At 70.0% G+C, this 26,453-nt stretch carries 27 protein-coding genes; 12 read left to right on the plus strand and 15 right to left on the minus strand.

The window, feature by feature from the left end; genetic code table 11:
* Positions 1 to 26 precede the first annotated feature (26 nt).
* Complete coding sequence (locus SH922_RS13475) at positions 27 to 464, plus strand: GNAT family N-acetyltransferase (RefSeq protein ID WP_393063555.1); 438 nt, start codon at positions 27 to 29, stop codon at positions 462 to 464.
* Here the strand turns inward: SH922_RS13475 and SH922_RS13480 are convergent.
* On the minus strand, positions 454 to 1,209 hold the full coding sequence (locus SH922_RS13480; RefSeq protein WP_393058199.1) for a hypothetical protein: 756 nt from the start codon (positions 1,207 to 1,209) through the stop codon (positions 454 to 456). The two genes, SH922_RS13475 and SH922_RS13480, sit on opposite strands and share 11 nt — an antisense overlap.
* A 137-nt stretch (positions 1,210 to 1,346) precedes the next feature.
* On the opposite strand from SH922_RS13480, the gene hemC reads away from it, so the two are divergent.
* Positions 1,347 to 2,282, plus strand: coding sequence for a hydroxymethylbilane synthase (gene hemC / locus SH922_RS13485; protein ID WP_393058200.1), 936 nt, complete (start codon positions 1,347 to 1,349; stop codon positions 2,280 to 2,282).
* On the opposite strand, the gene SH922_RS13490 is transcribed toward hemC, so the two are convergent.
* Both SH922_RS13490 and SH922_RS13495 read right to left on the minus strand, forming a co-directional pair.
* On the minus strand, positions 2,276 to 2,806 hold the full coding sequence (locus SH922_RS13490; RefSeq protein ID WP_393058201.1) for a DUF4291 domain-containing protein: 531 nt from the start codon (positions 2,804 to 2,806) through the stop codon (positions 2,276 to 2,278). The genes hemC and SH922_RS13490 overlap by 7 nt on opposite strands.
* Before the next feature lie 132 nt (positions 2,807 to 2,938).
* On the minus strand, positions 2,939 to 3,109 hold the full coding sequence (locus tag SH922_RS13495; RefSeq protein ID WP_393058202.1) for a DUF397 domain-containing protein: 171 nt from the start codon (positions 3,107 to 3,109) through the stop codon (positions 2,939 to 2,941).
* A 60-nt stretch (positions 3,110 to 3,169) separates the two neighbouring features.
* On the opposite strand from SH922_RS13495, the gene SH922_RS13500 reads away from it, so the two are divergent.
* Positions 3,170 to 5,098, plus strand: coding sequence for a WD40 repeat domain-containing serine/threonine protein kinase (locus SH922_RS13500; protein ID WP_393058203.1), 1,929 nt, complete (start codon positions 3,170 to 3,172; stop codon positions 5,096 to 5,098).
* Positions 5,099 to 5,469: 371 nt separating this feature from the next.
* On the opposite strand, the gene SH922_RS13505 is transcribed toward SH922_RS13500, so the two are convergent.
* Positions 5,470 to 5,676 (minus strand): DUF397 domain-containing protein, encoded by a 207-nt coding sequence (locus SH922_RS13505; RefSeq protein WP_393058204.1) that lies wholly within the window; start codon positions 5,674 to 5,676, stop codon positions 5,470 to 5,472.
* A gap of 61 nt (positions 5,677 to 5,737) precedes the next feature.
* Between SH922_RS13505 and SH922_RS13510 the strand changes: the two genes are divergently transcribed.
* The gene (locus SH922_RS13510) at positions 5,738 to 6,175 is read left to right on the plus strand and encodes a methyltransferase domain-containing protein (RefSeq protein ID WP_393058205.1); all 438 of its coding nucleotides are present in this window, start codon (positions 5,738 to 5,740) and stop codon (positions 6,173 to 6,175) included.
* 18 nt (positions 6,176 to 6,193) lie between these two features.
* Entirely contained in the window at positions 6,194 to 6,634 is a 441-nt protein-coding gene (locus tag SH922_RS13515) for a hypothetical protein (protein ID WP_393058206.1), read from the plus strand.
* A 124-nt stretch (positions 6,635 to 6,758) separates the two neighbouring features.
* On the opposite strand, the gene SH922_RS13520 is transcribed toward SH922_RS13515, so the two are convergent.
* Positions 6,759 to 7,355, minus strand: a complete 597-nt coding sequence (locus tag SH922_RS13520) for a DUF4291 domain-containing protein (protein ID WP_393058207.1) — start codon at positions 7,353 to 7,355, stop codon at positions 6,759 to 6,761.
* A gap of 241 nt (positions 7,356 to 7,596) precedes the next feature.
* Here SH922_RS13520 and SH922_RS13525 point away from each other — a divergent pair, with 241 nt between their 5' ends.
* Positions 7,597 to 8,307, plus strand: a complete 711-nt coding sequence (locus SH922_RS13525) for a VC0807 family protein (protein WP_393058208.1) — start codon at positions 7,597 to 7,599, stop codon at positions 8,305 to 8,307.
* Positions 8,308 to 8,375: 68 nt separating this feature from the next.
* Here SH922_RS13525 and SH922_RS13530 read toward each other — a convergent pair whose 3' ends face one another.
* Positions 8,376 to 9,875 carry a CoA-acylating methylmalonate-semialdehyde dehydrogenase gene (locus SH922_RS13530; RefSeq protein ID WP_393058209.1) on the minus strand — a complete coding sequence of 500 codons (1,500 nt, stop codon included), beginning with the start codon at positions 9,873 to 9,875 and terminating at the stop codon, positions 8,376 to 8,378.
* Positions 9,876 to 10,098: 223 nt separating this feature from the next.
* Positions 10,099 to 10,980 (minus strand): 5-deoxy-glucuronate isomerase, encoded by an 882-nt coding sequence (iolB, locus tag SH922_RS13535; protein WP_393058210.1) that lies wholly within the window; start codon positions 10,978 to 10,980, stop codon positions 10,099 to 10,101.
* A 130-nt stretch (positions 10,981 to 11,110) separates the two neighbouring features.
* On the opposite strand from iolB, the gene SH922_RS13540 reads away from it, so the two are divergent.
* The 4 genes from SH922_RS13540 to SH922_RS13555 all read left to right on the plus strand — a co-directional run bounded on the left by SH922_RS13540 (position 11,111) and on the right by SH922_RS13555 (position 14,996).
* A complete protein-coding gene (locus SH922_RS13540) occupies positions 11,111 to 11,578 on the plus strand; it encodes a peptidoglycan-binding protein (RefSeq protein WP_393058211.1) in 468 nt (155 codons plus the stop codon).
* A gap of 269 nt (positions 11,579 to 11,847) precedes the next feature.
* Entirely contained in the window at positions 11,848 to 12,045 is a 198-nt protein-coding gene (locus SH922_RS13545) for a helix-turn-helix transcriptional regulator (protein WP_393058212.1), read from the plus strand.
* A gap of 158 nt (positions 12,046 to 12,203) precedes the next feature.
* Positions 12,204 to 12,509, plus strand: a complete 306-nt coding sequence (locus SH922_RS13550; protein ID WP_393058213.1) for a heavy-metal-associated domain-containing protein — start codon at positions 12,204 to 12,206, stop codon at positions 12,507 to 12,509.
* A 105-nt stretch (positions 12,510 to 12,614) separates the two neighbouring features.
* Positions 12,615 to 14,996 (plus strand): heavy metal translocating P-type ATPase, encoded by a 2,382-nt coding sequence (locus tag SH922_RS13555; protein WP_393058214.1) that lies wholly within the window; start codon positions 12,615 to 12,617, stop codon positions 14,994 to 14,996.
* Positions 14,997 to 15,589: 593 nt separating this feature from the next.
* Here the strand turns inward: SH922_RS13555 and SH922_RS13560 are convergent.
* The 3 genes from SH922_RS13560 to SH922_RS13570 form a co-directional block, all read right to left on the minus strand.
* On the minus strand, positions 15,590 to 16,888 hold the full coding sequence (locus SH922_RS13560) for a citrate synthase (protein WP_136325360.1): 1,299 nt from the start codon (positions 16,886 to 16,888) through the stop codon (positions 15,590 to 15,592).
* 129 nt (positions 16,889 to 17,017) lie between these two features.
* Positions 17,018 to 19,360: an ATP-dependent RecD-like DNA helicase gene (locus tag SH922_RS13565; protein ID WP_393058215.1), complete on the minus strand. Its 2,343-nt coding sequence runs from the start codon at positions 19,358 to 19,360 to the stop codon at positions 17,018 to 17,020.
* Positions 19,361 to 19,452: 92 nt separating this feature from the next.
* Entirely contained in the window at positions 19,453 to 20,103 is a 651-nt protein-coding gene (locus SH922_RS13570) for an NAD(P)-dependent oxidoreductase (RefSeq protein WP_393058216.1), read from the minus strand.
* Between the two features lie 126 nt (positions 20,104 to 20,229).
* Between SH922_RS13570 and SH922_RS13575 the strand changes: the two genes are divergently transcribed.
* On the plus strand, positions 20,230 to 20,607 hold the full coding sequence (locus SH922_RS13575) for a winged helix-turn-helix transcriptional regulator (protein WP_393063556.1): 378 nt from the start codon (positions 20,230 to 20,232) through the stop codon (positions 20,605 to 20,607).
* Between the two features lie 13 nt (positions 20,608 to 20,620).
* On the opposite strand, the gene SH922_RS13580 is transcribed toward SH922_RS13575, so the two are convergent.
* The gene (locus tag SH922_RS13580) at positions 20,621 to 21,820 is read right to left on the minus strand and encodes an alpha/beta hydrolase family protein (RefSeq protein ID WP_393058217.1); all 1,200 of its coding nucleotides are present in this window, start codon (positions 21,818 to 21,820) and stop codon (positions 20,621 to 20,623) included.
* Between the two features lie 241 nt (positions 21,821 to 22,061).
* Here SH922_RS13580 and SH922_RS13585 point away from each other — a divergent pair, with 241 nt between their 5' ends.
* The gene (locus SH922_RS13585) at positions 22,062 to 22,805 is read left to right on the plus strand and encodes a class I SAM-dependent methyltransferase (RefSeq protein ID WP_393058218.1); all 744 of its coding nucleotides are present in this window, start codon (positions 22,062 to 22,064) and stop codon (positions 22,803 to 22,805) included.
* Between the two features lie 11 nt (positions 22,806 to 22,816).
* Here SH922_RS13585 and SH922_RS13590 read toward each other — a convergent pair whose 3' ends face one another.
* The 4 genes from SH922_RS13590 to SH922_RS13605 form a co-directional block, all read right to left on the minus strand.
* The gene (locus SH922_RS13590; protein ID WP_393058219.1) at positions 22,817 to 22,972 is read right to left on the minus strand and encodes a VOC family protein; all 156 of its coding nucleotides are present in this window, start codon (positions 22,970 to 22,972) and stop codon (positions 22,817 to 22,819) included.
* Between the two features lie 185 nt (positions 22,973 to 23,157).
* Positions 23,158 to 24,000 carry a sugar phosphate isomerase/epimerase family protein gene (locus tag SH922_RS13595; protein WP_393058220.1) on the minus strand — a complete coding sequence of 281 codons (843 nt, stop codon included), beginning with the start codon at positions 23,998 to 24,000 and terminating at the stop codon, positions 23,158 to 23,160.
* A complete protein-coding gene (locus SH922_RS13600; protein ID WP_393058221.1) occupies positions 23,997 to 25,142 on the minus strand; it encodes a dihydrodipicolinate synthase family protein in 1,146 nt (381 codons plus the stop codon). The genes SH922_RS13595 and SH922_RS13600 overlap by 4 nt, the downstream gene beginning before the upstream one ends.
* A gap of 37 nt (positions 25,143 to 25,179) precedes the next feature.
* Positions 25,180 to 26,331: a Gfo/Idh/MocA family protein gene (locus tag SH922_RS13605; RefSeq protein ID WP_393058222.1), complete on the minus strand. Its 1,152-nt coding sequence runs from the start codon at positions 26,329 to 26,331 to the stop codon at positions 25,180 to 25,182.
* Positions 26,332 to 26,453: the final 122 nt, after the last annotated feature.

A 26,453-nucleotide genomic window follows, 5' to 3' on the forward strand; every position in this document is an offset into this window, starting at 1 on the left:
CCGAAAGGCGTTCCATGGACAACCCGGTGGAAATCCGGCGCGCCACGACCGTCGCCGAACTCGAAGCGGCCCAGCACCTCTACGACGGTCCGGCGCGCGCGGAATGGGCGGCCCGCTTCCTCGCCGCGGACGGCCACCTGATGGTGATCGCGTACGTGGCCGGCGTACCGGCGGGCTTCGTGTCCGGCATCGAGATGCTGCATCCGGACAAGGGCACGGAGATGTGCCTGTACGAACTCGCCGTCGACGCGCCCTACCGCCGCCGGGGCATCGGCCGCGCACTGACGCGGGCGCTGGCGGCGGTGGCCGAGGAGCGGGGCTGTTACGACATGTGGGTCGGCGTGGACCTCGACAACGAGGCCGCGCAGGCGACGTACCGCTCGGCGGGCGCGGCGGACGAAGGGGGCTTCGCGATGCTGACGTGGAGGTTCGGTGCGGTGGGTGAGCGGGGCTTCAGCTCTTGAGGTCGGACATCAGGTCGCGCATGTCGCTGATCATGGCGGCTTTGTGGGGGGCCAGATCTGGCAGTTTCCCCGCGTCATCAGGCGCCTGGCCATCGTCCTGCCAATTGAGGGAGGACGTGATGCCCAGAGAGAGGACCGCCCCGCCGTCCAGCACCCGCAACTCCTGCTCCCCACCCTCCAAGGAGAGCAGGTACGCCTTGTCACCGAGTCCCGGCACCACTTCCACCTCCGTCTCCGGGTCCACACCGAGTTCGGTCGCGGTCCGCCCCGCCTCGAACTCGACGCGCGGGTCGGTCTTCTTGTGCAGCGCCACCTTGATCGTGACGGTGTAGCTGACGTTCCAGCCCTTGTCCGACCGCTGCTGTTCGCTCTCTGCCCGCAAGGGGATGTAGCACTGGGCCTGGTCGAGAGCGTCATGACGGAGCATCCCCGCTTCGAAGCGGGTCCCGGGCGCCCTCGGCGAGATCGCCGCCCCGATCGACTTCAGTCGGACGGCCCCGCAGGGGTCCTGGCCCAACCGGTATCCGTGCATGTCGGGCGCCCCGTCACGCGGTCCGTCCGCGAACAGCACCGCCCCCCACACAGCCGACGCGACCACGGCCCCGCCGAGCGCCCACAACCACCGGGCCTGCGGCCTGGGAGCTCGCGGCGGGCGGTCTCCCGCCGCCTGCGGGCCGGAATGGTCCAGCACTTCACGTTCGGCGGACGCGCCGAACTCCCCCGCCATCTCCGGCTCGGAAATCATCCCGCTCCCCCTCGGCCGCCCGTCGCACCCGGTACCCCAGCACCATGATTCACTACAGCCCGCCCGGCCGGGGCCGCTCCCGAGTAGTCGCCGGTGCCGGGCGAAAGCGACCTACCTGACGGCCTATCATGGGCGCCATGTCGGCCGCTGATCTGATCCGCATCGTGTCCCGCGACTCGCCCATGGCCCTCGCTCAGGTGGAGCGGGTGCGCGCCGAACTGGCCGCGCTTCACCCCGCCACCCGCACCGAAGTCGTCCCGGTCAAGACGACCGGCGACAAATGGATGGGCGACCTGAGCGCGGTCGAGGGCAAGGGCGCGTTCACCAAGGAGGTCGACCAGGCACTGCTCGCCGGTGACGCCGACCTCGCTGTGCACTGCGTCAAGGACATCCCCGCCGACCGGCCCCTGCCCGCCGGGACCACCTTCGCGGCGTTCCTCAAGCGCGACGACATCCGGGACGCCTTGGTGCACCCGGCCGGAGTCCGCCTGGATCAGCTCCCGCCCGGCACCCGGATCGGCACCTCTTCCGTGCGGCGATCCGCCCAACTCGCCGCGTCGCACCCGCACCTGGACTGCGTGCCGATGCGCGGCAACGCGAACCGCCGCATGGAAAAACTCGCCGCCGGGGAGGCCGACGCACTGCTCCTGGCCGTGTCCGGCCTGGAGCGCATCGGCCGTACCGACGTGATCACAGAGGTCCTGTCGCCCGAGGTGATGTGCCCGCCGATCGGCGCGGGTGTCCTGGCCCTCCAGTGCCGCGAGGGTGACGCCGAACTCATCGACCTGGTGAGCGCACTCGGCGACCCCGCCACACACCGCGAGACCACCGCCGAGCGAATGTTCCTCCACGTTCTCCAGGGCCACTGCAACTCGCCGATCGCCGGTTACGCACAGGTGGAGGGCAACGGCGAACTCTCGCTCCGGGCCAAGGTCTTCGCCCCCGACGGCAAGACGGTCCTCAACGCCCACGAATGGGCCGGCCGCCTCGACCCCGCCACCCTCGGCACCTCCGTGGCCGTGGCCCTCCTGCGTCAGGGTGCACGCGAACTGATCGACGGCATCCCTCACTGAGCGGACGGGGCGGGCGCACCCCTCATCCCCGTGCCAGGGGTCTCCGCCGGTGCCGGGTAGGGCCGTTCGTGCGGCAGGAGCCGGGCCGCCGCGTCGTCCCGGCCCGCCCGGACCAGCTCATGGATCTCCCTGGCCAGCGGGGTGACATCACGTATCGCCACCGTCCACTCGTCCGCATACCGCCGCGACGCCTCCCCCGCGAGGCCGAGCTGGAGGGAGCGGTACGGGAGCCGGTTCAGGTGCAGGTCGCGCTCGGGGTCCCACTGGACGCGGGCCGGGGCGCGGCGGAGGGTGCGCTGCCAGGTGGCGCGGTCGGGGTGCACGTCCCGCTCGTAGTGCGAGAGTTCGGCGTTGGCCAGCGCCCAGTCGAAGCCCTCGCGGCTGATCTCGACGGCCAGGACCGTCTCCTGCCCCTCCTTGGCAGCCCAGCCGCAGCGGTACATCATCCACAGGAAGCTCGGCTTGATCCACGTCAAGCCGTGTTCATAGGCTTTAGAGGATCGCCGGAGACTGATCCGCTCCAAGTCTGCACGCCTGGCTTCACTCGGGGCGCCCGACGAGTGCCCGCCTGCCTGCTTTTGGCCGGCGGGCACGCCTACACCGTCGCCGTACGACGCACCCCGCCTCACCTGCCGATATAACCGCCGGGGCGACGGTCAGCGGGTGCCACGTGCCGCCTTCACATCAGCGATGAACGCTGACCAACTGCGACCACTGAAGGAGACCACAGGTCCGGTGGAGTCCTTGCTGTCCCTCACAGGCACGATGTCAGAAATCCCGTCCGCCACCTCAACACAGGTGCCGTTTGGAACGGTTGGGATGTTCATGGTTCAGTCTCGCGTTGAGCAGGTTCGGGTGTCATATCGCTGAGCGAGGAGAATGTGCGAATGACGGTGCGCGTGCTGGCGGGTCGATATGAGTTGGTGAGGTTAGCTGGTCGGGGCGGGATGGGCGAGGTCTGGGAAGGTCACGACCGGGTCATCGGGCGCCGGGTAGCCGTCAAGCTGCTCCCGCACGGGACGGGCGAGACCTCGGGCGTGGACCTGTTCCTCCGCGAAGCGCGCACCGCGGGGGCACTCAACCATCCCGGGATCGTTACAGTGTTCGACCTCGGGTATGACGAAGCGGATCGCTCCCTGTTCCTGGTCATGGAGTTTCTGGCAGGCCGGGACCTGGCGTCGCTGTTGCACGAGGGTAATCCGCCGAAGGTGGAAGACGCGATCGACTGGGCGGTGCAGGTCACCGCAGCCCTAGCCCTCGCCCACGACGAAGGCGTGGTACACAGGGACTTGAAGCCTGCGAACCTGATGCTCACCACCTCCGGGCAGATCAAGATCCTCGACTTCGGGATCGCCCGGTTCACGGAATCCACGAACAAGTCCAGCAAGGTCATGGGCACCCTGGCGTACATGCCACCGGAACGGTTCGCCGGGCACCCCGGCGACGCCCGCTCGGACCTGTACTCCTTCGGCTGCGTCCTGCACGAACTACTCACCGGAGCACCACCGTTCGACGCGAAAGGACCGGTGGACATGATGAACGCCCACGTCCACCGCGCCTCCACGCCCCCCAGCCAGGCACGCCCCGACATTCCCCACGTCCTCGACGACCTCGTACTCGCGCTCCTCTCAAAGCGGCCCGAGGACCGACCCAGCACGGCAACAGACGCCCACTCCCGGCTCCGCGCCATCCACCGCCCCCAGCACAGGCAACCCACGACAGACGTGCCGGGGTACCCACCGTCCGCACCCAATGAGACTTTGCCTTACCACACGGCCCTCAGCCGGTTCGTCCCGGTCGGAACGCCCTTGGCCGGCAACGCCTCGATCACCTCGGTAGCGTTCTCGCCCGACGGATCGCTTCTGGCCACCAGCGACGACAACGGGAAGATTCGGCTGTGGGACCCTGCCACGCGCCGCACGGTCGGCAAGCCACTTAACAGTAAATCTGACGATGTTTCCGCGGTGGCGTTCTCGCCAGACGGATCCCTTCTGGCCGCCGATGGCGGCCATGCCTACGACACCGTGATGCTGTGGAACCCGATCACACGAGAGCGGGTCGGGAAACTCGGCGGCGATACCGGGCTGTTGGTCTACACGCTGGCGTTTTCTCCGGACGGGGCCTTGCTGGCCATCGGCGGCGAAAGCGGGACGGTTCAGCTGTGGGACCCGGCCACCCGGCGTGCCGTCGGCAGCCCTCTCACCGAAGGCAGCTCCGATATCGGCACGGTGGTGTTCTCTCCGGACGGGGCCCTACTGGCCGCTGGCAGCGACGACGGGGCGGTGCGGTTGTGGGACCCGTTCACCGGCCGCCTGGTCCGTGGCCCCCTCACTCTCCCACCCATCGAGCAGCAGGCGACGCCACGACGGACACGATGGCGCCTTCGCAGTCAACCGCGCCCCCGGCTGGCGCACACCAACTGCGTCAATTCGGTCGCCTTTTCCCCGGATGGCTCCCTACTTGCCACCGCCGGTGCCGACGGGGCGGTGCGGTTGTGGGACCCATCCACGGGCCTCCTGGTGCGCGAGCCCATGGTCGACGATCACTTCGCCGTTTGCGATGTGGCCTTCTCCCCGGACGGCTCAGTCATTGCCACCGGAATTGACGAGGGGGCGGTGCGGCTGTGGGACCCAGCCACGGGCCTCCTGGCTCACGAGCCCCTGAACCACAGCGAAGCGGTCAAGGCAGTGGCCTTCTCTCCCGATGGCTCCCTGCTGGCCACCGGCAGCGAAGACGGGGCGATACGGTTGTATGCGCGACGCGCCTCTCACCGGCCGGGTCGGCCTCGAACGCCCCTGCCGGACAGTCGTCCCTGAAATCGACTTCAGTACGGAAAGTTGCATCCGAGCGGTTGCCACGTTGGGAACGCCGGCCACAGGGTCAGCCTTGGCCGTCCTCCTTCTCGCACAAGGCCGCGGTCTGGGGTGACTGCAAGCCACCCATCAGCCGAGTCAACAACCCTGCGGGTCAACAACTCGCGCGTGCAGATCGCCGCGACCCATGGCAAGCCGTGTTCATAGCCTTTAGAGGATCGCCGGAGACTGATCCGCTCCAAGTCTGCACGCCTGGCTTCACTCGGGGCGCCCGACGAGTGCCCGCCTCCCTGCTTTTGGCCGGCGGGCACGCCTACACCGTCGCCGTACGACGCACCCCGCCTCACCTGCCGATATAACCGCCGGGGCGACGGTCAGCGGGTGCCACGTGCCGCCTTCACATCAGCGATGAACGCTGACCAACTGCGACCACTGAAGGAGACCACGGGCCCGGTGGAGTCCTTGCTGTCCCTCACAGGCACGATGCCGGAAACCCCGTCCGCCACCTCGACACAGTCGCCGCCCTGACCGCTGTAACTGCTCTTGCGCCACGTGGTGGCCTCAAGCTTGGGGGTGCTCATCCCTCACTACCATTCTTGTTCAAGCGCCCTGCACGCCGATCATGCCCAGATCGGGGATCGGGTGCACGGTCGGCCGACGTCATCGGCAACGATGCCGAGCCTCGTGGTGCGCATGCTCCGGCATGGACGGCTGGGAGAAGGGCTGTCGGCCCTGGACCTGGGGACCGGGAGTGGTGGGCTCACCGCCTACGCGGCCCGGCGCATCGGGGACCAGCACGTGACCAGCCTGGATGTAGACGCCCACCTGACCCGTGCGGCCGGAGAACGCCTAGCCGGACTCGGCATCTTCCCCCACTTCGTCACCGCCGATGCGACGGAGCACGTGCCCGGTACGTACGACCGGATCGTGTCCACGGTCGGCCTGCCCGCCGGTACGGGGCTGAGGCCGCTGCTCGGAGCGATGGCACCCGGTGGGCGCATCGCCACGACCCTCGGGCGAACCTGTCTGATCGTCACTGGCTGGAAGCACGCCAACGGTGACGTGGTCGGACGCGTGTAGCAGGACATGGCCGGCTTCATGGTCACTCGCTCCGGGGACGACCACCCGCCCGAGCTCACCGAACTGTTCGGCACCGCGCGGACCACGGACGGGGACGAGGTCAGCACGGGCCGCTATCCCGTGGTGGACGTCGCGAACTCCTGGGAACTGCGGTCCATGCTGGAACTCACCGTGCCCGGCGTGGAACTCGCCTACGAAGAACTCGGCAACCGGACCCGGACGGCCTACCTCGTCCATCCCGACGGGTCATGGGCCCGCGCATCCGCCGAGTGGACCGACCCGCCAGAAGTGCACCAGAGCGGGCCGCGGAAGCTGTGGACCGCTGTGGAACGCATCCGCAACCGCCTCAACACTGAGGGATCGCTGCCCCTGCTCGGCGCGCGGGTTCACATCGGACCGGATGGTGTGTGCCACTTCTCCCGTGGCAGATGGAGCGCATCTCTCGGCGATGACGGGTGAGCCTCGACCGGCCGCAGGCGCTGGCCAACCACCCGGCGCACGCCCGCGGAACTGGTTCACCTCTGCGGGCACCGGCAGGCCTGAGCCAGGGCGTGCGAACCGAGCGGGCGGAGGTGCGGACGGCTCAGCCGGTTCCCGGGGTTGCCTCCGGTGCCGGGTACGGCCGTTCGGCCGGAAGCAGCCGGGCCGCCGCGTCGTCCCGGCCCGCCCGGACCAGCTCATGGATCTCCCTGGCCAGCGGGGTGACGTCGCGTATCGCCACCGTCCACTCGTCCGCGTACCGCCGCGACGCCTCCCCCGCGAGGCCGAGCTGGAGGGAGCGGTACGGGAGCCGGTTCAGGTGCAGGTCGCGCTCGGGGTCCCACTGGACGCGGGCCGGGGCACGGCGGAGGCTGCGCTGCCAGGTGGCGCGGTCGGGGTGCACGCCCCGCTCGTAGTGCGAGAGTTCGGCGTTGGCCAGCGCCCAGTCGAAGCCCTCGCGGCTGATCTCGACGGCCAGGACCGTCTCCTGCCCCTCCTTGGCAGCCCAGCCGCAGCGGTACATCATCCACAGGAAGCTCGGCTTGATCCACGTCATGCGGTCACGCTTCCAGGCAGGCGGGAAGCGGCCGTCACGGGCGGCGGGGACGCCGAGGGCCGGGGAGTACGCCTGATAGACGGTGACGGTCGTGCCGGTGTGGAGCGCGCGGATCTCGTGCTGCGGCGGTGTCGGTGCGGTCATGGGGACATCCCAGCACCGGCGGGCCTTCGCGGGCGAACGGGTTTCCGAAGCCACCCCGAGCGAAGCGTTCCTGACGGTCCGCCATGTGAGGTCCGGCCGGGCCGTGTCACTCGCGGACACTGACATTCGTCATACAGAGGTCAGTACACCCGGCTCTGCCGGTGACCGGGGTCCGACGGCCAGTCTGTACGTATCGAGAGCGGGAGCCGCGAGGGCGCCGCCGATACGGGAGGAACCCGTCATGAGCACCCCGGTCGCCACAGTCACCGCACCTGTCGCCGACGCTCCGGCCGGCGCCGTTCCGTTCTCCCCGCGCAAAGCCCTGCTGGACAGCATGATGCCGCTGCTCGTGGATGTGGCGGTGCCGCTCGCCTCGTACTACGTGCTGAAGGCGGCGGGGATGGGGACGTTCGGTGCGCTGGCCTGGAGCAGTGTGGTGCCGGGCGTGCGGACGGTGTGGGGTGTGGTGCGCGACCGGCGGCTCAACGCGCTCGCGGCGCTGATGGTGGCGGTCAACGTGGTGGGGCTGCTACTGAGTCTGGTGGCCGGTGACCCGCGGCTGATGCTCCTCAAGGACAGCGGGGTGAGCAGCACCATCGGTCTGGTGGTCCTGGTGACCGCGCTGCGTGGGCGGCCGATGATGTCGGCCGGGCTGCGGCCGTGGCTGACGCGGGGCGAGGCTGCCAAGTCCGCGGCCTGGCTGCGGCTTTCGACGGAGTCGGACGCGTTCCGGCGGGCCGAGGTGCGGTTCTCCGCGGTGTGGGGCGCGGCGCTGCTGGCCGAGTGTGCGGTGCGGGCCGTGGGGGCGTACACCGTGCCGGTCGAGACGATGGTGTGGGCCGGCACGGTGGTGCTGGTGGCGGCGATGGTGCTGGCGTTCGTCGTCTCGGGGCGGGTCGCTGTCGTACCGATGGAGCGGATGATCGAGGAGGCGGCCGGTACCGGTCGCTGACCTCCCACGAACCACTGCAGGGCCGCCCCGGGGGAGCGGCCCTGCAGTGCTGTGCGGGTGGCGCGGTGTCAGTGGTTGCTGGGGAAGCCCAGGTCGACGCCGGCGGGGGCGTCGGCCGGGTCCGGCCAGCGGGTGGTGGTGACCTTGCCGCGGGTGTAGAAGTGCACGCCGTCGTTGCCGTAGATGTGGTGGTCGCCGAAGAGCGAGTCCTTCCAGCCACCGAAGGAGTGGTAGCCCACCGGCACCGGGATCGGGACGTTGATGCCGACCATGCCGGCCTCGATCTCCAGCTGGAAGCGACGCGCGGCGCCGCCGTCGCGGGTGAAGATCGCGGTGCCGTTGCCGTACGGCGAGGCGTTCATCAGCGCCACGCCCTCCTCGTACGTGTCGACGCGCAGCACGCACAGGACCGGGCCGAAGATCTCGTCCTTGTACGCGTCCGAGTCGGTGGAGACGTTGTCGAGGAGGGAGAGGCCGATCCAGTGCCCGTCCTCGAAGCCCTCGACCGTGTGGCCGGTGCCGTCGAGGACGACGTCGGCGCCCTGGGCGGCCGCGCCGGTGACGTAGGAGGCGACCTTGTCGCGGTGGGCGGCGGTGATCAGCGGGCCCATCTCGGACGTCGGGTCGTTGCCGGGGCCGATCTTGATCTTCTCGGCGCGGTCCTTGATCCGGGCGACCAGGTCGTCGGCGACGGAGCCGACCGCGACGACCGCGGAGATCGCCATGCAGCGCTCACCGGCGGAGCCGTACGCGGCGGAGACGGCGGCGTCGGCCGCGGCGTCGAGGTCCGCGTCCGGCAGGACCAGCATGTGGTTCTTCGCACCGCCGAGCGCCTGGACGCGCTTGCCGTTGGCGGAGGCGGTGGCGTGGATGTAGCGGGCGATCGGGGTCGAGCCGACGAAGGAGACGACGGAGACGTCCGGGTGGTTCAGGAGGCCGTCGACGGCGATCTTGTCGCCGTGCAGGACGTTCAGGACACCGTCCGGCAGGCCGGCCTCGGAGGCCAGCTCGGCAAGGAGGTTGGCGGCCGACGGGTCCTTCTCGCTGGGCTTGAGCACGAAGGTGTTGCCGCAGGCGACGGCGAGGGGGAACATCCACATCGGCACCATGGCCGGGAAGTTGAACGGCGTGATGCCGGCGACGACACCGATCGACTGGCGGATCGAGGAGACGTCGACCCGGGTGGACACCTGGGTGGACAGCTCGCCCTTGAGCTGGGTGGTGATTCCGCACGCCAGCTCGACGATCTCCAGACCACGGGCGACCTCACCGAGCGCGTCGGAGTGCACCTTGCCGTGCTCGGCGGTGATCAGGGCGGCGATCTCGTCGCGGTGGGCGTCCAGCAGCGCACGGTAGCGGAAGAGGATCGCGGTGCGGGCGGACAGCGACGAGGTTCCCCACGTGGCGTACGCGTCCTTCGCGGCGGCCACGGCGGCGTCGACCTCCTCCAGGGAGGCGAGAGCGACCTGGGTGGTGACGGCTCCGGTGGCCGGGTCGGTGACCGGGCCGTAGTTGCCCGACGCGCCCTCGACGGTCTTGCCACCGATCCAGTGGTTGACGGTCTTCATACTGTGTCTCCTTCAGAGGTGGCGGCGTCGGTCGTGAGGCGTCGGTAGGTGAGGCGGCGGTCGTGCTCTTCCCGTGCTGGGGCCTCCGACGGGCGAGTGGCCTTTTCGGCTACATCAACATCCCACCACGCCCGCGCCGGAGGGGGCCCCGACACTGTGTCTGCCGTTTCGGTCCCGGCGTAGACACAAGGAGGACGGTCGGGGTGTGGGCGTCGTGGTGGGGTCACCCGGACGCCTCGCTCCCGTAGAACGGAAGCCTCGGGTCCACCGGCTGTGCGGGCCAGGTGTCCCGGATCCAGCGGTGGTCGGGGTGGTCGCGGATCAGCCACTCCCGCTGCTCCCCCGGGCCCGCCATGACGTTGAGGTAGTAGAGCGTGCGGCCGGGCGGGGCGATGGACGGGCCGTGCCAGCCGTCGGGGATGAGGACGGCGTCCCCGGTGCGGATCTCGGCGAGGACGTCCGTACCGCCCGGGCGGGACGGGGAGACCCGGTGGTAGCCGACGCCGTCGTCCGCCACCTCGAAGTAGTAGATCTCCTCCAGGACGGACTCCTCGCCGGGGTGGTGCTCGTCGTGCTTGTGCGGCGGGTAGGACGACCAGTTGCCGCCCGGGGTGAGGACCTCGACGGCGATCAGCCGGTCGCAGTCGAAGGTGTCCGCCGCGGCGAAGTTGTTGACCTGGCGCGAGCAGTTGCCCGAGCCGCGCAGCTCGACTGGTACCTCCGGCGCGGGGCCGTAGCGAGCGGGGAGTCGTCGCTCGCACTTCGCTCCTGCCAGGGCGAAGCGGCCGCCTGCGCCGGAGGCGATCTGTGCATGGGCGTCACGCGGTACGTACGCGAAGTCGGATACCCCGCTGAACACGCTCTTCCGGCCCAGCAGTTCAAAGATCTCATCTGAGGTGTGCACCGTACAGCCACCGGTCAACGGCAGTACGATCCACTCGCACTCTCCGGTGACAAGTGTGTGAACACCTCCCGGCTCCAGCTCCACCACCCGGAGGCTCGACCGCTCCCAGCCGGCCCGCTCCGGACCGATGTCCAGGGCGTAGCGACCGCTCGCCGTACTGCCCGCGGGCAGGTGGTGTCCCGGCTCTCCTCGCATCGTCATACCTCCTTCCCTACCCGCCTTCCCTGCCCGCCGCGCCCCCGGTTCAAGAGCGGCAAGGACGGCCCCGGCGGCGAGTGCGGCCTCGGCCGACCGGGGCGGGCCACGCCCTGACCGCCGTCTCGGGAGTGACGTGACGGCGGTACGCGGTGTTGTCCTCGACGAGAGGACGGGGCCGCTTCCACTGGCACCGGCCACCGTCACCGCATCGTTCGAGGAGTACCCCACCGTGATCCGCATGACTCCGCCGTTCCGCCGCGCCGCCCGGGGCCCGGCCCTGGCCGCGCTCGTCCTGGCCGCCGCCCTGGCCATGGCGCCCGGCGCCGCAGCCGACGAGAACAACGCGCCCCCGCCCGGCTCCAGCCCCGTCTGCGCCTTCTACGACGGGGACGGGCTGACCACGTTCGGCGAACAGGGTGAGCGCGTCTCCCAGGTGCAGTGCATGCTCGCCAACCGGCGCTACCTGCCGTGGGAGGCGGTCGACGGCGTGTTCGGCGCGCGGACCCTCGCCGCGGTCCAGCGGTTCCAGGCCGACCACCCGCCGCTCGTCCCGGACGGCCTCGTCGGCCCGCGCACCTGGTCGGCGCTCTGGCGGGCCTGACGGCCGGGGTGCGCCCGGGGCTCGGGCCCGGGCGCGCCCGCCGGACAGGCGCAGTCGCCTTGGCACCTTGCATCCCTTCTGTCTCAGAGGTGTCCTGCTCGTCACACATGTCTTCGTTACGCGGGTTTTCCGTCACAGGCGGTCGACAGGCCCACCCCACTTCCCGTCGCCCTCGTTCACCGGCCAGAGGCTGAGTGATCGACAGCGTCCGTGCCGCAGCTTCCCCGACGGCCCCCAGGCCACCGCTGCGGCGCAGAGAGGTGGCACGTATGACGGACAGAGGGCTCTGGTCCTACAAAGACATCGCCGCACACATCCGGGTGCAGCCGGACACCGTCCGCTCCTATCGCAAACACGGCCTTCTTCCGGCTCCGGACCATGTGGAGAGCGGTAAGCCCTACTGGTACGCGGACACCATCCGCGCCTGGGTCGCCGCCCGTCCGGGCAACCGGGGCCGCCGGGACTGACCGCCCCTCACCCGGTTGGCCCACCACCCCCGGGAACCACTCGCATTTATACCCCCTAGGGGTATACAGTGATGAGTGTGGAGGCGCACCGGCCTTCCCGGAGTCCCCCTGGGCCCCTGCCGCCACATCCATTTGTGCTCGTCAAAGAGGAGAACACGATGACCGCCGAGACCCAGCTCCCCCAGGCGACCGGCTCCTGCTGCTCGCCCAGCGGTTCCTGCCACGACAGCGCGGGCGCCGCGCAGGGCGGAGTGACCACCGTCTACCAGGTGACCGGCATGACCTGCGGACACTGCGAGGGCGCAGTCTCCGAGGAGATCTCCGGCATCGAGGGTGTCACCTCGGTGAAGGCAGTGGCGTCCACCGGGCAGGTGACGGTCGTCTCCCAGGCCTCCCTGGACGAGGAGGCCGTGCGCGCAGCCGTCGACGAGGCGGGCTACGAGCTCGTCGGCCTGGCCGCCTGACCGCTACGGGATCCACCGCAAACGCATCACCCCTTTGCCGCCGGGCCGGGCCGACCAGCAGATACTGGTGGGGCACGGCCCGGTCGGCGTTTCAGGAGTTCGGACATGCACAGCGCAACAGAGGTCGAGGTCCCGGCAGCGGAGAGCTCGGAGGCCGAGCTCACGATCGGCGGGATGACCTGCGCGTCGTGCGCGGCCCGCGTCGAGAAGAAGCTGAACCGGATGGACGGGGTCACCGCCACCGTCAATTACGCGACCGAGAAGGCCCGGGTCGCCTTCGGCCCCGGGACCGGCCTCGCTGATCTGATCGCCACGGTCGAGAGGACCGGTTACACGGCGCAGCCGGTACATCGCCCGGAACCGACACCGGCCGCCCCTGCTCCCCCCGCCCCGGCGCCCCACGCCGGGGCCCGCACCACGGACGACGCCGGCACCGGTGCCGACGCCGGCACCGGGACCAGGACCGGGACCGACACCGACGGCGGCACCGGGGCCGAGACCGACGACGCCCCGTCCCTCGCTCTCGCCGCACTGCGGCAACGGCTCATCGTCTCTGCCGTCCTCGCCGCCCCCGTCGTGGCGCTCGCGATGATCCCGGCCCTCCAGTTCGACAACTGGCAGTGGCTCTCCCTCGCACTCGCCGCCCCCGTCGTCATCTGGGGCGGGCTGCCCTTCCACCGCGCCACCTGGACCAACCTCCGGCACGGCGCGGCCACGATGGACACCCTGGTTTCGGTCGGGACCCTCGCCGCCTTCGGCTGGTCGCTCTGGGCCCTGTTCCTCGGCGACGCCGGCATGCCTGGCATGCGGCACGGCTTCGACTTCACGGTCTCCCGCGCCGAGGGCGCCTCCACCATCTATCTGGAGGTCGCGGCCGGGGTCGTCACCTTCATCCTGCTGGGCCGCTATCTGGAGGCGAAGTCCAAGCGGAAGGCCGGCTCCGCCCTCCGGGCGCTGATGCACCTGGGCGCCAAGGACGTCGTGGTCCTGCGGGGTGGCACGGAGGTACGCGTCCCCGTGGACCGGCTCGCCGCCGGCGACCGCTTCGTCGTCCGCCCCGGCGAGAAGGTCGCCACCGACGGCACCGTCGTCGAGGGCGCGTCGGCGGTGGACGCGTCCATGCTCACCGGTGAGTCCGTCCCCGTCGACGTGCGGGCCGGGGACTCCGTCACCGGCGCCACGGTGAACGTCTCCGGCCGGCTCGTCGTCGAGGCCACCCGCGTCGGCGCCGACACCCAGCTGGCCCGGATGGCGAAGCTGGTCGAGGACGCACAGAACGGCAAGGCCGAGGTGCAGCGGCTGGCCGACCGGATCTCCGCGGTGTTCGTCCCCGTGGTCCTGGTGATCGCCCTGGTCACCCTGGTCGCCTGGCTGCTGGTGACGGACGACGTGACGGCCGCGTTCACGGCTGCCGTCGCCGTACTGATCATCGCCTGCCCGTGCGCCCTGGGCCTCGCCACCCCGACCGCCCTCATGGTCGGCACCGGACGCGGCGCCCAGCTCGGCATCCTGATCAAGGGCCCCGAAGTACTGGAGACCACGCGTCGGGTGGACACCATCGTCCTCGACAAGACCGGCACCGTCACCACCGGCAAGATGACCCTCCAGGCCGTCCACACCGCCGACGGAGTCACCGAGACCGACGTCCTGCGCCTCGCCGGCGCCCTCGAACACGCCTCCGAACACCCCATCGCCCAGGCCGTCGCCACCGGAGCCACCGACCGCACCCAAGCACCCCTCCCCACCCCCGAGGCCTTCGCCAACATCCCCGGCCTCGGCGTCCAGGGCGTCGTCGAGGGCCACACCGTCCTCGTCGGCCGCGAGCAGCTGCTCACCGACGCCGGAATCGACTTCCCCGACGCATTCGCCGCCGCGGTGACGGAGGCGGCCGCCCAGGGCCGTACCGCGATCGCGGTCGCCTGGGACGGCGAGGCACGCGGTGTCTTCGAGGTCGCCGACGCGGTCAAGGAATCCAGCGCTGCGGCCGTCGCCGACCTCCGCGCGCTCGGCCTGAAGCCGATCCTGCTGACCGGCGACAACCGGGCGGTGGCGGAGGCGGTGGCCCGCGCGGTGGGAATCGACGAGGTCCGCGCCGAGGTGCTGCCCGAGGAGAAGGCCCACGTCATCGGACGTTTGCAGGCTCAGGGGCGAGCGGTCGCGATGGTCGGTGACGGGGTCAACGACGCGGCGGCGCTGGCCACCGCAGACCTCGGTCTGGCGATGGGCACCGGCACGGACGCCGCGATCGAGGCGAGCGATCTGACCCTCGTTCGTGGAGATCTCAAGGTGGCAGCCGATGCCATCCGGCTCTCCCGACGCACCCTGGCCACCATCAGGGGCAACCTTTTCTGGGCATTCGGCTATAACGTTGCCGCTCTACCCCTTGCGGCATTTGGCCTGCTCAACCCTATGATTGCGGGAGCGGCGATGGCCTTCTCCTCGGTCTTCGTCGTGACGAACAGCCTGCGCCTGCGGTCCTTCACGTAACTTCCACAAAGAGACTTAGATCACACTGGTTCAAGGGTAACCATTCGGCAGGTTCGCGAGTCTTAGAGTGCGATGCCAAAGGATGTCTTGGGGGACGTCCGACGGAGGGTCTTGGGGGACGCTCCGGGCAAGCGTGGGCCGGGGCACGTGCGCGGGGAGCTTTGAGCGGCCCTCCCGTTCGTACGTACCCCGGCAGACCGCAGGCGGCACGCGCAGGCGGTACGAGGAAAAGCGCAGGAACCAGCAGTACCCGAGGAACCCAGGAGCTTCGGCTCCCTCTGAACGCCCGGCCGGATCCCGTGGGGGGAATCCGCTCCGGGATATGGGAAGCGCCTCGTTGTCGGCCCGTGGGGGGATCGATGGCGAGGCGCTTCTCGCTTTCGTACGGGAGCGCTCCCGTGCGGACCGCACGGGCAGGGGCGGCGACACGAGCAAGCGCGGCGGCACGCACAGGCGCGGCAGCACGAGCAGGCGCGGCGACATGCTCCGGGCAAGCAAATCGCCCCGGACACCGCGCTCTGTGCGAAAGCGCGGCAGTCGGGGCGAAGGCAACCGGCCCACAGGGCCGGGGTGGTGCGGGGGTGGTGCGGAGGTCAGCGACCCTCGACCGGGACGAAGTCGCGCAGGACCTCGCCGGTGTAGATCTGGCGCGGGCGGCCGATGCGGGAACCCGGCTCCTTGATCATCTCGTGCCACTGGGCGATCCAGCCCGGAAGCCGGCCGATCGCGAAGAGCACGGTGAACATCTCGCTCGGGAAGCCCATGGCCCGGTAGATCAGACCGGTGTAGAAGTCCACGTTGGGGTAGAGGTTGCGCGAGACGAAGTACTCGTCGTTGAGCGCGTGCTCCTCCAGCTTGAGCGCGATGTCGAGCAGCTCGTCGGACTTGCCGAGCGAGGACAGCACGTCGTGGGCCGCGGCCTTGATGATCTTGGCGCGCGGGTCGAAGGACTTGTACACCCGGTGGCCGAAGCCCATCAGGCGGACGCCGTCCTCCTTGTTCTTCACCTTCTGGATGAAGCTGTCGACGTCGCCGCCGTTGGCCTGGATGCCCTCGAGCATCTCCAGCACCGACTGGTTGGCGCCACCGTGCAGGGGACCCCACAGCGCCGAGATGCCGGCGGAGATCGAGGCGAACATGTTCGCCTGCGAGGAACCGACCAGACGCACGGTGGAGGTCGAACAGTTCTGCTCGTGGTCCGCGTGCAGGATGAGCAGCTTCTCCAGCGCCGAGACGACGACCGGGTCCGGCACGTACTCCTGGGCGGGGACCGAGAAGGTCATGCGCAGGAAGTTCTCGACGTAGCCGAGGTCGTTGCGCGGGTAGACGAACGGGTGACCGATCGACTTCTTGTACGCGTACGCCGCGATGGTCGGCAGCTTGGCCAGCAGCCGGATCGTCGAGAGGTGGCGCTGCTCCTCGTCGAACGGGTTGTGGCTGTCCTGGTAGAACGTGGACAGCGCACTGACGACCGAGGACAGCATGGCCATCGGGTGGGCGTCGCGCGGGAAGCCGTCGAAGAACCGCTTGACGTCCTCGTGCAGCAGTGTGTGCTGGGTGATCTCGTTCTTGAAGGCCGACAGTTCGTCGACCTTCGGAAGCTCACCGTTGATGAGCGTGTACGCGACCTCAAGGAACGTCGACTGCTCGGCGAGCTGCTCGATGGGGTAGCCGCGGTACCGCAGGATGCCCTGCTCGCCATCGAGGTAGGTGATGGCCGATTTATAAGCAGCGGTGTTGCCGTATCCGCTGTCCAGCGTCACCAGACCGGTGTTCGCCCGGAGCTTCCCGATGTCGAAGCCCTTGTCGCCGACGGTGCTGTCGATCACCGGGTAGGTGTACTCGCCATCGCCGTACCGCAGTACTACAGCGTTGTTGGTGTGCTCGCTCACGTCATCCCTCACCGACGTAGTGCCTCTTCTTCGAGGTTCCCTGACTGTCTCCACCCTCCCCCATTTGGCTCAGGAGAGTGCACTCGGGGTCGTCCATTGGACCTACTCGCGGCACTGAGTGCCGCGAACTTATTCATCCTGCCCCCTTGACTGCGGTTGCGGAAGACCTGCGTGATGTTTCCCACCGATTTGATCGATCATTTTTTCCGAGGATCCTCCTTCGATGCCTCCGCGCAGCCGGTAATCCAGCGCCGTACAGCGTCTGCCTGCGGAAACCGTGCGGACCGCCTGGCCGATCGCCTGCCGGGAGCCGACCAGCACGACGAGCTTCTTGGCCCTCGTCACGGCCGTGTACAGCAGGTTTCGCTGGAGCATCATCCAGGCGCTCTTCGTCACGGGGATGACGACGGCCGGGTACTCGCTGCCCTGGGAGCGATGGATCGTCATGGCGTACGCGTGGGACAGCTCGTCGAGCTCGTCGAAGTCGTAACTGATCTCCTCGTCCTCGTCCGTGAGCACGCTCAGCTTCTGTTCGTCCAGGTCAAGGGCAGTGACGACGCCGACGGTCCCGTTGAAGACGCCGTTCTCCCCCTTGTCGTAGTTGTTGCGGATCTGGGTGACCTTGTCGCCGACGCGGAACACCCGGCCGCCGAACCGCTTCTCGGGCAGATCGGGGCGGCCCGGGGTGATGGCCTGCTGGAGCAGCCCGTTGAGATGGCCGGCCCCGGCCGGGCCGCGGTGCATGGGGGCGAGCACCTGCACGTCCCGGCGCGGGTTCAGTCCGAACTTGGCCGGGATGCGACGGGCCGCCACATCCACCGCGAGCACTCCGGCGTCCTCCGTCTCGTCCTCCACGAAGAGGAAGAAGTCGCTGAGTCCCTGGGTGAGGGGCGGTATGCCGGAGTTGATCCGGTGGGCGTTGGTGACGACGCCGGACTGCTGGGCCTGACGGAAGATGGTGGTCAGCCGGACGGCCGGGACGGGGCTGCCGTCGGCGAGCAGATCCCGCAGCACCTCCCCCGCGCCGACGGAGGGCAGCTGGTCCACGTCGCCGACGAGCAGCAGATGGGCACCTGGTGCCACGGCCTTGACCAGCTTGTTGGCGAGCAGCAGATCGAGCATGGACGCCTCGTCGACGACGACGAGATCGGCGTCCAGCGGACGGTCCCGGTCGTACGCCGCGTCGCCGCCCGGCTTCAGTTCGAGCAGCCGGTGCACGGTGGAGGCCTCGGCCCCGGTCAGCTCGGAGAGCCGCTTCGCCGCCCGCCCGGTGGGCGCGGCCAGCACCACTTTCGCCTTCTTCGCACGGGCCAGCTCCACGATCGACCGGACGGTGAACGACTTCCCGCAGCCGGGTCCCCCGGTCAGCACGGCCACCTTCCGGCTGAGCGCGAGCCGCACGGCGGCCTCCTGCTCGGGCGCCAGCGTCGCGCCGGTACGTCCCGCGAGCCACTTCAGCGCCTTGTCCCAGTCCACGTCGCCGAAGGCGGGCATCCGCTCCTCCGGCGTCCGCAACAGACGCCGCACCTGCGCGGCCAGGGCGATCTCCGCCCGGTGGAAGGGCACCAGATACACGGCCGTGATCGGCTCACCGCCCTCGGGCGAGGGCACCTTCTCCCGTACGACACCCTCCGGCTCCGCGGCGAGTTCGGCCAGGCACTCGATGACCAGCCCGGTGTCGACCTGGAGGAGCTTGACCGCGTCCGCGATGAGCCGCTCCTCGGGCAGGAAGCAGTGCCCCTGATCGCTGGACTGCGACAACGCGTACTGCAGTCCGGCCTTGACCCGCTCCGGGCTGTCGTGCGGGATACCGACGGCCTGGGCGATCCGGTCCGCGGTGAGGAAGCCGATGCCCCAGACGTCGGCGGCCAGCCGGTAGGGCTGGTTCTTCACGACGGAGATCGACGCGTCCTCGTACTTCTTGTAGATACGGACGGCGATGGAGGTCGAGACGCCGACGCTCTGGAGGAAGATCATGACCTCCTTGATCGCCTTCTGCTCCTCCCACGCGGCGGCGATCATCTTCGTCCGCTTCGGCCCGAGCCCGGGGACCTCGACCAGGCGCTTCGGCTGCTGCTCGATGATGTCGAGGGTGTCCACGCCGAAGTGCGTGGTGATCCGGTCGGCCATGACCGGACCGATCCCCTTGATCAGCCCGGAGCCGAGGTAGCGGCGGATGCCCTGGATGGTGGCGGGGAGGATCGTCGTGTAGTTCTCGACCGTGAACTGCTTGCCGTACTGCGAGTGGGAACTCCACCGCCCCTCCATCCGCAGCGACTCACCGGGCTGCGCCCCGAGCAGCGAACCGACGACGGTGAGCAGGTCGTTGCTCCCCCGGCCGGTGTCGACGCGCGCGACCGTGTACCCGTTCTCCTCGTTGGCGTACGTGATGCGCTCGAGTACGCCTTCCAGTACGGCCATGTTCGGCGTGGACGATGTCGTGGAGGACGTCGTGGAGGACCTGGTGGACATGGTCGTGACGGTACCGGGCGGGGCTGACATCGCGAGGGCCACACCTGAGGAGGCGCATCGGGACGAGCCCCCGGGGCCAGAGGCCGGTGCGGTCAGCCTGCCACCGCGGTGAGCGAGCGGTGGTGCTTCGGGGTCTCGATCTCGTCGATCAGGGCGACCGCCAGATCCGCGTACGAGAAGACCGGGGCACCGTCGGCCATCACCTGCTCGCCGCCCGTCCGGTACCGGCCCGTCCGCGGGGCCTCGTCGTCCAGCATCACGGGTGGCGGGGCGATGACGAGCCAGTCGATGTCCGTCTCGGCGGCTCGGAGCGCGTCCAGTTCAGCCGCGTGCCCGAGCGAGAAGGCCCGTGCCTCTTCCGGGAAGCCGGGAGCGTCGTGGACGGCCACGCCCGGCTCGGTCTCCAGCACGGACCCGATCCCGATGAGGACCAGGCGCCCGACCCCGGCACGGGCCAGGCCGTCCAGCAGGGCGTGGGCGGCCCTCACGTAGAACTCGTCCGAAGGCATGTCCAGCCGGCCGGCGGCGCTGATCACCGCGTCATGTCCGGCGGCGACCTCCGCGACGCTGTCCGCCCGGGTGACGTCGCCGACGACCACCCTCACGCGGTCACCGGCCAGATCCCCGTACTTGGCCGGGTCCCGGACGACCGCGGTGACCTGATGGCCGCGCGCGGCCGCCTCGGCGACGGCGCGCCGGCCGGCGCGGCCGCCCGCCCCGAAGACGACGATTCTGCTGCTCATGAGGGCCCCTTCGACAAGGGCCGACGGATCGCCGGCCGGTGCCTCGGAAGCTAGCTCCGCACCCCATGGTTTCCGCAACGATAGTTACGTACGCTCGCCAGGGTGAGCCAACCACTTGATCCCGAAATGTTCACCGGCTGCTCCCACGTCACCTCGCCGTTCCGGATCGGCGGCAAATGGACACCGAAGATCATCAGGTGCCTGGAGGCCGGCCCCCGGCGCTTCTCCGAACTGGAGGTCCCGCTGCGCGGCATCACGCCCAAGGTGCTGACCGAGACGCTGCGGTCGATGGAGCGGGACGGCCTGGTCACCCGTACCGTCGGTGGCGGCATCCCGCCCCGGGTGGACTACGAACTGAGCGCCCTCGGACGCACGTTGCTCGCCCCGATGGCCGCCTGCTGCGCGTGGGCGGCGGAGCATCTGCCGGAGTTGCGGGATGCGCGGGAGGCGTACGAGGGGGACCTCGTCCCCGCGCCCCCGCCGGAGGGAGCCGCCACGCGCTGAACGGGCGGCAGTGCTAATGCAGGGGCCCGCGTCCCGGCTGCTGAAGTGCGACCTCGGGATACGCGGCAGCGGGGCCGTCCAGGAGTGGCTGCGACATGCCTCGCAGGTGAAGGTCGAAGAAGGCTGACACGTAGTCGCGGGTTATGCGCCACCCGCGTTCTCCGGAGAGCGGTACGGCGGGGTCCGACAGGCCCAACTGCCCAGCCAGATACGGCAGATCCGTGAAGGAGAAGTGTTCGGCACCGTCAACGGTCAGCCAGCGCTTCCAGCCGTTCAGGTGGTTCCACGCCTTGGACCAGTCGGTCGTGGGGTTCCCGGGGCTGTGGGTGGACGCGGCGCCGATCATCATGAACGGGCGCCCGCCGAGGCCTGTCGCGGCAGGCTGCAGAAAGAAGTCACCGTCCAGGTCGGCCCCCGCCCGCACGCGACGGTCGGCGGCCATGGTCGCCGCCGCAGCCGCGCCCCCGATGGAATGCCCGCCGATTCCGATCCGGCTCGGATCGATCACCCGGGACAGCGCTCCGGACCCTTGGCCGTGGGTCAACTCACTGATGACGAAGGACATGTCCTTGGCCCGGACGCGCACTGCGGCGGCCTGTTCCTCCCGCGTCCCGACCTGTTCACAGGCCACACAGGTCAGCATCCGACCCCCCGGAAAGGCAGTCCCGACGGATTCGTACGCGTGGTCCACCAAGGCGACGACGTAGCCGCGACTCGCGAGATCGTCCGCGATCGAGGTGAGTGTGGACCGCGGCATCGAGAACCCCGGGGAGAGCAGCACCATGGGGAATCGTCCTGGCGCCGGGCGAGTGCCCAGTTGAGCGTGGGTACGTGCTCCGGCAACCGTTGCGTGGGGCACGACGCCGCCGAGTCCCCTCGCCTCCAGGAGGAGCTGTGCCTCCTCGTCGGTCATGTACGCCGCCGGTGGCCCGCTCGCCGAGCGTGCGGGGTAGGAGACCGTCACCATCAGCTCCCGGTTGCCGGCCGTCGGCACCCACGGGTCGGTGCGGCTCCGGTCGGTCAAGTGCAGGGTGCGGCGGCCCACGGGGTACGGACCGGTGAGCGGCGGCAGTTCCAACCCGCTGCTGTAGGCGACTCGGGGTGCGATCTCCACGGGGCCGACGGGGGCGGCCGACGCGGCACCCGAAAGCGGCACGGACAGGGCCAGGGTGAGCAGAGTGGCCACGGCGGCTCTGCGACGTCTGGGGTTCATGCAGTCGAATCTAGGTTCCGGTTCTCCACAACACGTCCAGCTCCAGGACCAGTTGGCAGTACCCCCGTCGATGGATCCCGTCAGACTCAGGCATCACACAAATGGGGGCGACTCCCCCTTGGGCGCCCCCGCCCCCGTCCCCGTCCGCGTCCCCCGCCCCCATCCGCGTCCGCGTCCGCAAGGCTCTCGCCGGTCCCGAAACCGGTGGTGCCCATGTCCGGGTCCGCATATCTTCGGCCTCATGGCTGACGAGTGCTACGGAGACCCACGGCTTGCCGCGCTCTACGACCCGCTGGACCCGGACCGCAGTGATCTCGACGCCTACCTCCGGATCGCCGAGGAGTTCGGGGCGCGTCGCGTGCTGGACATCGGCTGCGGGACGGGTGTGTTCGCGTTGCTGCTGGCCGGGCGTGGGTTCGAGGTCGTCGGAGTCGATCCCGCCCGTGCCTCCGTCGACGTGGCTCGGGCCAAACCAGGCGGCGGACGGGTCCGGTGGGTCGACGGGGACGCTGCTGCCGCTCTGCCGCTCCAGGTCGATCTCGCGGCCATGACGGCGAACGTGGCTCAGGCCATCGCCGACCCTGAGGCATGGCGGACGACTCTCCGGTCGGCGTACGAAGCCCTGCGGCCCGGTGGCCACCTGGTGTTCGAGACCCGCGTCCCGGCCAGGCGCGCCTGGGAGGAGTGGACCCGTGAGGCCTCGTACAAGGTGACGGAGGTCCCGGGGGTCGGAACGGTCGAGAGCTGGTTCGAGGTCGTCGAGGTGAACGGACCGCTGGTGACGTTCCGCGAGACCTGCGCGTTGACGGCGGACGGGCAGGTGCTCACGTCGGATTCGACGTTGCGGTTCCGCGAGCGGCAGGAGGTCGAGACGGACCTGACCGCACAGGGATTCACGGTGGAGGACGTACGCGACGCACCTGACAGGCCGGGCAGGGAGTTCGTCTTCGTCGCGCGGCGCCCATGGCCGGCGGAAGAAGGCTGAGCGGGCGCTCCCTACGTGTCGTCTCGGCCCAGGCAGAAGGGGTGGCCGGCCGGGTCGGAGAGTACCCGGACGTCTTCCTGCGGCTGGGACTCCGCCACGGCGGCTCCCAGGGCCACTGCTTCGGCGACCGCCGAGTCCAGGTCGCCGGCGGCGGGCTCGCACGGCAACAGCGAAACGGGGCCCGGTCTCTCGACCGGACCCCACTCGCTTTCCCCCTCGGTCAGGGCTTCCCAATCCCCCCGGATCCCTCCCCGGAAGCGTCCGACAACAGATATGACCCGGCAGGGTGCTCAAGGGTTGTACGCCTTGGCAATCTTTCTGCCCGGGAGGCCGCAGCGGCCGATCCACGGGTTCAGCAGGCGTGCTCCAGGTAGCGGGCCGCGACCTCGGCCAGGACCTCGGCGCCGTCGCGTGCCCACAGGGCCTCGTTGAAGATCTCCACCTCGATGGGGCCGTCGAAGCCGGTGGCCTCCACCGCCGTGCGGAAGGCGCGGAAGTCCACGCTGCCGTCGCCCAGCTGGCCGCGGCCCAGCAGGACGCCGGCCGGGAGCGGGGTGATCCAGTCGGCCAGCTGGAACGAGTGGATCCGGCCGCCCGCGCCCGCGCGGGCGATCTGGGCGGGGGCCTGGTCGTCCCACCAGAGGTGGTACGTGTCGACGACCACGCCGACCTGCTCGGCCGGGAAGCGTTCCGCGATGTCGAGGGCCTGGGACAGGGTGGAGACGACGCAGCGGTCCGAGGCGAACATCGGGTGCAGTGGCTCGATGGCCAGGCGTACGCCGCGTTCGGCCGCGTAGGGGGCCAGTTCGGCCAGCGCGTCGGCGATGCGTTCGCGGGCGCCGTACAGGTCCTTGCTGCCCTCCGGAAGGCCGCCGGAGACCAGGACCAGGGTGTCCGTGGACAGGCCCGCCGCCTCGTCGAGCGCCGCGCGGTTGTCGTCCAGGGCGCGGGCCCGCCCGGCCGGGTCGAGGGCGGTGAAGAAGCCGCCGCGGCAGAGGCTGGTGACGGACAGGCCCGCGTCGGAGAGGAGACGGGCCGTGGCCTCGACGCCGTACTCCTGGACGGGGGCCCGCCACAGGCCGACCTTGCCGATGCCCGCCTTCGCGCAGCCCTCCGCGAGCTCGGGCAGCGACCACTGCTTGATGGTCTCCTGGTTGATGGAGAGCCGGGAGAGGTCGGGATGGGTCTCGGTCATCGGGCGCCTCCGTGCACGGTGAGCAGGGCGCGCATCCGGGATTCGGCCAGCTCCGGGTCGGGGAACAGGCCCAGTCGGTCGGCCAGTTCGTAAGCCTTCGCCAGATGCGGCAGGGAGCGGGCCGACTGGAGTCCGCCCACCATCGTGAAGTGGTCCTGGTGCCCGGCCAGCCAGGCGAGGAATACCACGCCCGTCTTGTAGAAGCGGGTCGGCGTCCGGAAGAGGTGGCGGGACAACTCGACGGTCGGGTCGAGGAGTTCGCGGAAGCCCTTCGTGTCGCCGGTGTCCAGGACCCGCACCGCGTGCGCGGCCAGCGGGCCGAGCGGGTCGAAGATGCCGAGCAGTGCGTGGCTGAAGCCGCGGTCGTCGCCGGCGATCAGTTCGGGGTAGTTGAAGTCGTCCCCGGTGTAGCAGCGCACCCCGCCCGGGAGGCGGCGGCGGACGTCGATCTCGCGCTCCGCGTCGAGGAGGGAGATCTTGATGCCGTCGACCTTGTCGGGGTGTTCCGCGATGACCTGGAGGAAGGTCTCGGTGGCCGCGTCCAGGTCGGTGGAGCCCCAGTAGCCGTCCAGCGCCGGGTCGAACATCGGGCCGAGCCAGTGCAGGACGACCGGTTCGGTGGCCTGGCGCAGGAGGTGTGCGTACGTCTCCAGGTAGTCCTGCGGGCTCTTCGCCGCGGCGGCGAGCGCGCGGGAGGCCATCAGGATCGCCTGGGCGCCGCTCTCCTCGACGAGGGCGAGCTGCTCCTCGTAGGCGGAGCGCACCTCGGCGAGCGTGGCCGGTCCGGCGGGGAGCTGGTCGGTGCCGACGCCGCAGGCGATGGCACCGCCGACGGTCTTGGCCTCGGCCGCCGAACGGCGGATCAGCTCGGCCGCGCCGGCCCAGTCCAGGCCCATGCCGCGCTGGGCGGTGTCCATGGCCTCGGCGACGCCCAGGCCGTGCGACCAGAGGTGGCGGCGGAAGGCGAGGGTGGCGTCCCAGTCGACGGCGGCCGGTGAGTCGGGGCTGATGTCGGCGTACGGGTCGGCGACGACATGGGCGGCGGAGAAGACCGTACGGGAGGCCAGGGGCGCGCCGCCCGGGGCGAGGTCGAGCGGGGTGGTGCGGGGCTCGTACGGGCCCTGCGGGAGGTGGATGGTCACGAGATCAACTCCGGTGCGCCCTGCGGGAGGTGGATGGTCACAGGGTCAGCTCCGGGACGTCGTAACGGCGGCCCTCGGCGGAGGACTTGAGGCCGAGCTCGGCGAGCTGGACGCCGCGGGCGCCGGCCATCAGGTCCCAGGTGTAGGGCTCGTCGAGCACGATGTGGCGGAGGAACAGCTCCCACTGGGCCTTGAAGCCGTTGTCGAAGACCGCGTTGTCGGGGACTTCCTGCCACTGGTCGCGGAAGGACTCGGTGACCGGGAGGTCGGGGTTCCAGACCGGCTTGGGGGTGGCCGAGCGGTGCTGGACGCGGCAGTTGCGCAGGCCCGCGACGGCGGAGCCGTGGGTGCCGTCGACCTGGAACTCGACGAGTTCGTCGCGGTTGACGCGGACCGTCCAGGAGGAGTTGATCTGGGCGACGGCGCCGCTCTCCAGCTGGAAGATGCCGTACGCGGCGTCGTCCGCGGTCGCGGCGTACGGCTTGCCGTGCTCGTCCCAGCGCTCGGGGATGTGCGTCTGGACGTGCGCCTGGACGGTGGTGACCCGGCCGAACAGCTCGTGGAGCACGTACTCCCAGTGCGGGAACATGTCGACGACGATGCCACCGCCGTCCTCCGCGCGGTAGTTCCAGGAGGGGCGCTGGGCCTCCTGCCAGTCGCCCTCGAAGACCCAGTAGCCGAACTCGCCGCGCACGGAGAGGATCTCGCCGAAGAAGCCGCCGTCGATGAGGCGCTTCAGCTTCAGCAGGCCGGGCAGGAAGATCTTGTCCTGGACGACGCCGTGCTTGATGCCGGCGTCCCGGGCGAGGCGGGCCAGGTCGAGGGCGCCCTCGACGTCGGTGGCGGTGGGCTTCTCGGTGTAGATGTGCTTGCCCGCCGCGACGGCCTTCTTGATCGCCTCGACGCGGGCCGAGGTGACCTGGGCGTCGAAGTAGATGTCGATGGTGTCGTCGGCGAGGACGGCGTCGAGGTCGGTCGACCACTCGGTCAGGCCGTGGCGCTCGGCGAGTTCCTCCAGCGCGTGGGCGCGGCGGCCGACGAGGACCGGTTCGGGCCACAGCACGTCGCCGTTGCCGAGGTCGAGGCCGCCCTGCTCGCGGATCGCGAGGACCGAGCGCACCAGGTGCTGCCGGTATCCCATGCGACCCGTGACGCCGTTCATGGCGATGCGCACTGTCCTGCGTGTCACGAAAGTTCCTCCATACAGCCGTAGCAAGCGCTTTCTATGCGGTATGACGCTAGCCTGCCGACAGCGGCCTGGACAAGAGGGGGCACGCTGATTGGTTTGGTCCACTCCTGGTTTGGTCCAAT

Origin of the sequence: Streptomyces sp. LN549, from assembly GCF_043203805.1 — a bacterium.
Classification (GTDB): Bacteria; Actinomycetota; Actinomycetes; order Streptomycetales; family Streptomycetaceae; genus Streptomyces.

What these genes read in the sequence shown, in the direction of transcription:
- SH922_RS13480 (WP_393058199.1), bottom strand. Translation starts at nt 1,209, where the DNA reads ATGATTTCCGAGCCGGAGATGGCGGGGGAGTTCGGCGCGTCCGCCGAA.
- hemC (WP_393058200.1), top strand. Translation starts at nt 1,347, where the DNA reads ATGTCGGCCGCTGATCTGATCCGCATCGTGTCCCGCGACTCGCCCATG.
- SH922_RS13495 (WP_393058202.1), bottom strand. Translation starts at nt 3,109, where the DNA reads ATGAACATCCCAACCGTTCCAAACGGCACCTGTGTTGAGGTGGCGGAC.
- SH922_RS13500 (WP_393058203.1), top strand. Translation starts at nt 3,170, where the DNA reads ATGACGGTGCGCGTGCTGGCGGGTCGATATGAGTTGGTGAGGTTAGCT.
- SH922_RS13505 (WP_393058204.1), bottom strand. Translation starts at nt 5,676, where the DNA reads ATGAGCACCCCCAAGCTTGAGGCCACCACGTGGCGCAAGAGCAGTTAC.
- SH922_RS13515 (WP_393058206.1), top strand. Translation starts at nt 6,194, where the DNA reads ATGGTCACTCGCTCCGGGGACGACCACCCGCCCGAGCTCACCGAACTG.
- SH922_RS13520 (WP_393058207.1), bottom strand. Translation starts at nt 7,355, where the DNA reads ATGACCGCACCGACACCGCCGCAGCACGAGATCCGCGCGCTCCACACC.
- SH922_RS13525 (WP_393058208.1), top strand. Translation starts at nt 7,597, where the DNA reads ATGAGCACCCCGGTCGCCACAGTCACCGCACCTGTCGCCGACGCTCCG.
- SH922_RS13530 (WP_393058209.1), bottom strand. Translation starts at nt 9,875, where the DNA reads ATGAAGACCGTCAACCACTGGATCGGTGGCAAGACCGTCGAGGGCGCG.
- iolB (WP_393058210.1), bottom strand. Translation starts at nt 10,980, where the DNA reads ATGACGATGCGAGGAGAGCCGGGACACCACCTGCCCGCGGGCAGTACG.
- SH922_RS13545 (WP_393058212.1), top strand. Translation starts at nt 11,848, where the DNA reads ATGACGGACAGAGGGCTCTGGTCCTACAAAGACATCGCCGCACACATC.
- SH922_RS13550 (WP_393058213.1), top strand. Translation starts at nt 12,204, where the DNA reads ATGACCGCCGAGACCCAGCTCCCCCAGGCGACCGGCTCCTGCTGCTCG.
- SH922_RS13555 (WP_393058214.1), top strand. Translation starts at nt 12,615, where the DNA reads ATGCACAGCGCAACAGAGGTCGAGGTCCCGGCAGCGGAGAGCTCGGAG.
- SH922_RS13565 (WP_393058215.1), bottom strand. Translation starts at nt 19,360, where the DNA reads ATGTCCACCAGGTCCTCCACGACGTCCTCCACGACATCGTCCACGCCG.
- SH922_RS13570 (WP_393058216.1), bottom strand. Translation starts at nt 20,103, where the DNA reads ATGAGCAGCAGAATCGTCGTCTTCGGGGCGGGCGGCCGCGCCGGCCGG.
- SH922_RS13575 (WP_393063556.1), top strand. Translation starts at nt 20,230, where the DNA reads ATGTTCACCGGCTGCTCCCACGTCACCTCGCCGTTCCGGATCGGCGGC.
- SH922_RS13580 (WP_393058217.1), bottom strand. Translation starts at nt 21,820, where the DNA reads ATGAACCCCAGACGTCGCAGAGCCGCCGTGGCCACTCTGCTCACCCTG.
- SH922_RS13585 (WP_393058218.1), top strand. Translation starts at nt 22,062, where the DNA reads ATGGCTGACGAGTGCTACGGAGACCCACGGCTTGCCGCGCTCTACGAC.
- SH922_RS13595 (WP_393058220.1), bottom strand. Translation starts at nt 24,000, where the DNA reads ATGACCGAGACCCATCCCGACCTCTCCCGGCTCTCCATCAACCAGGAG.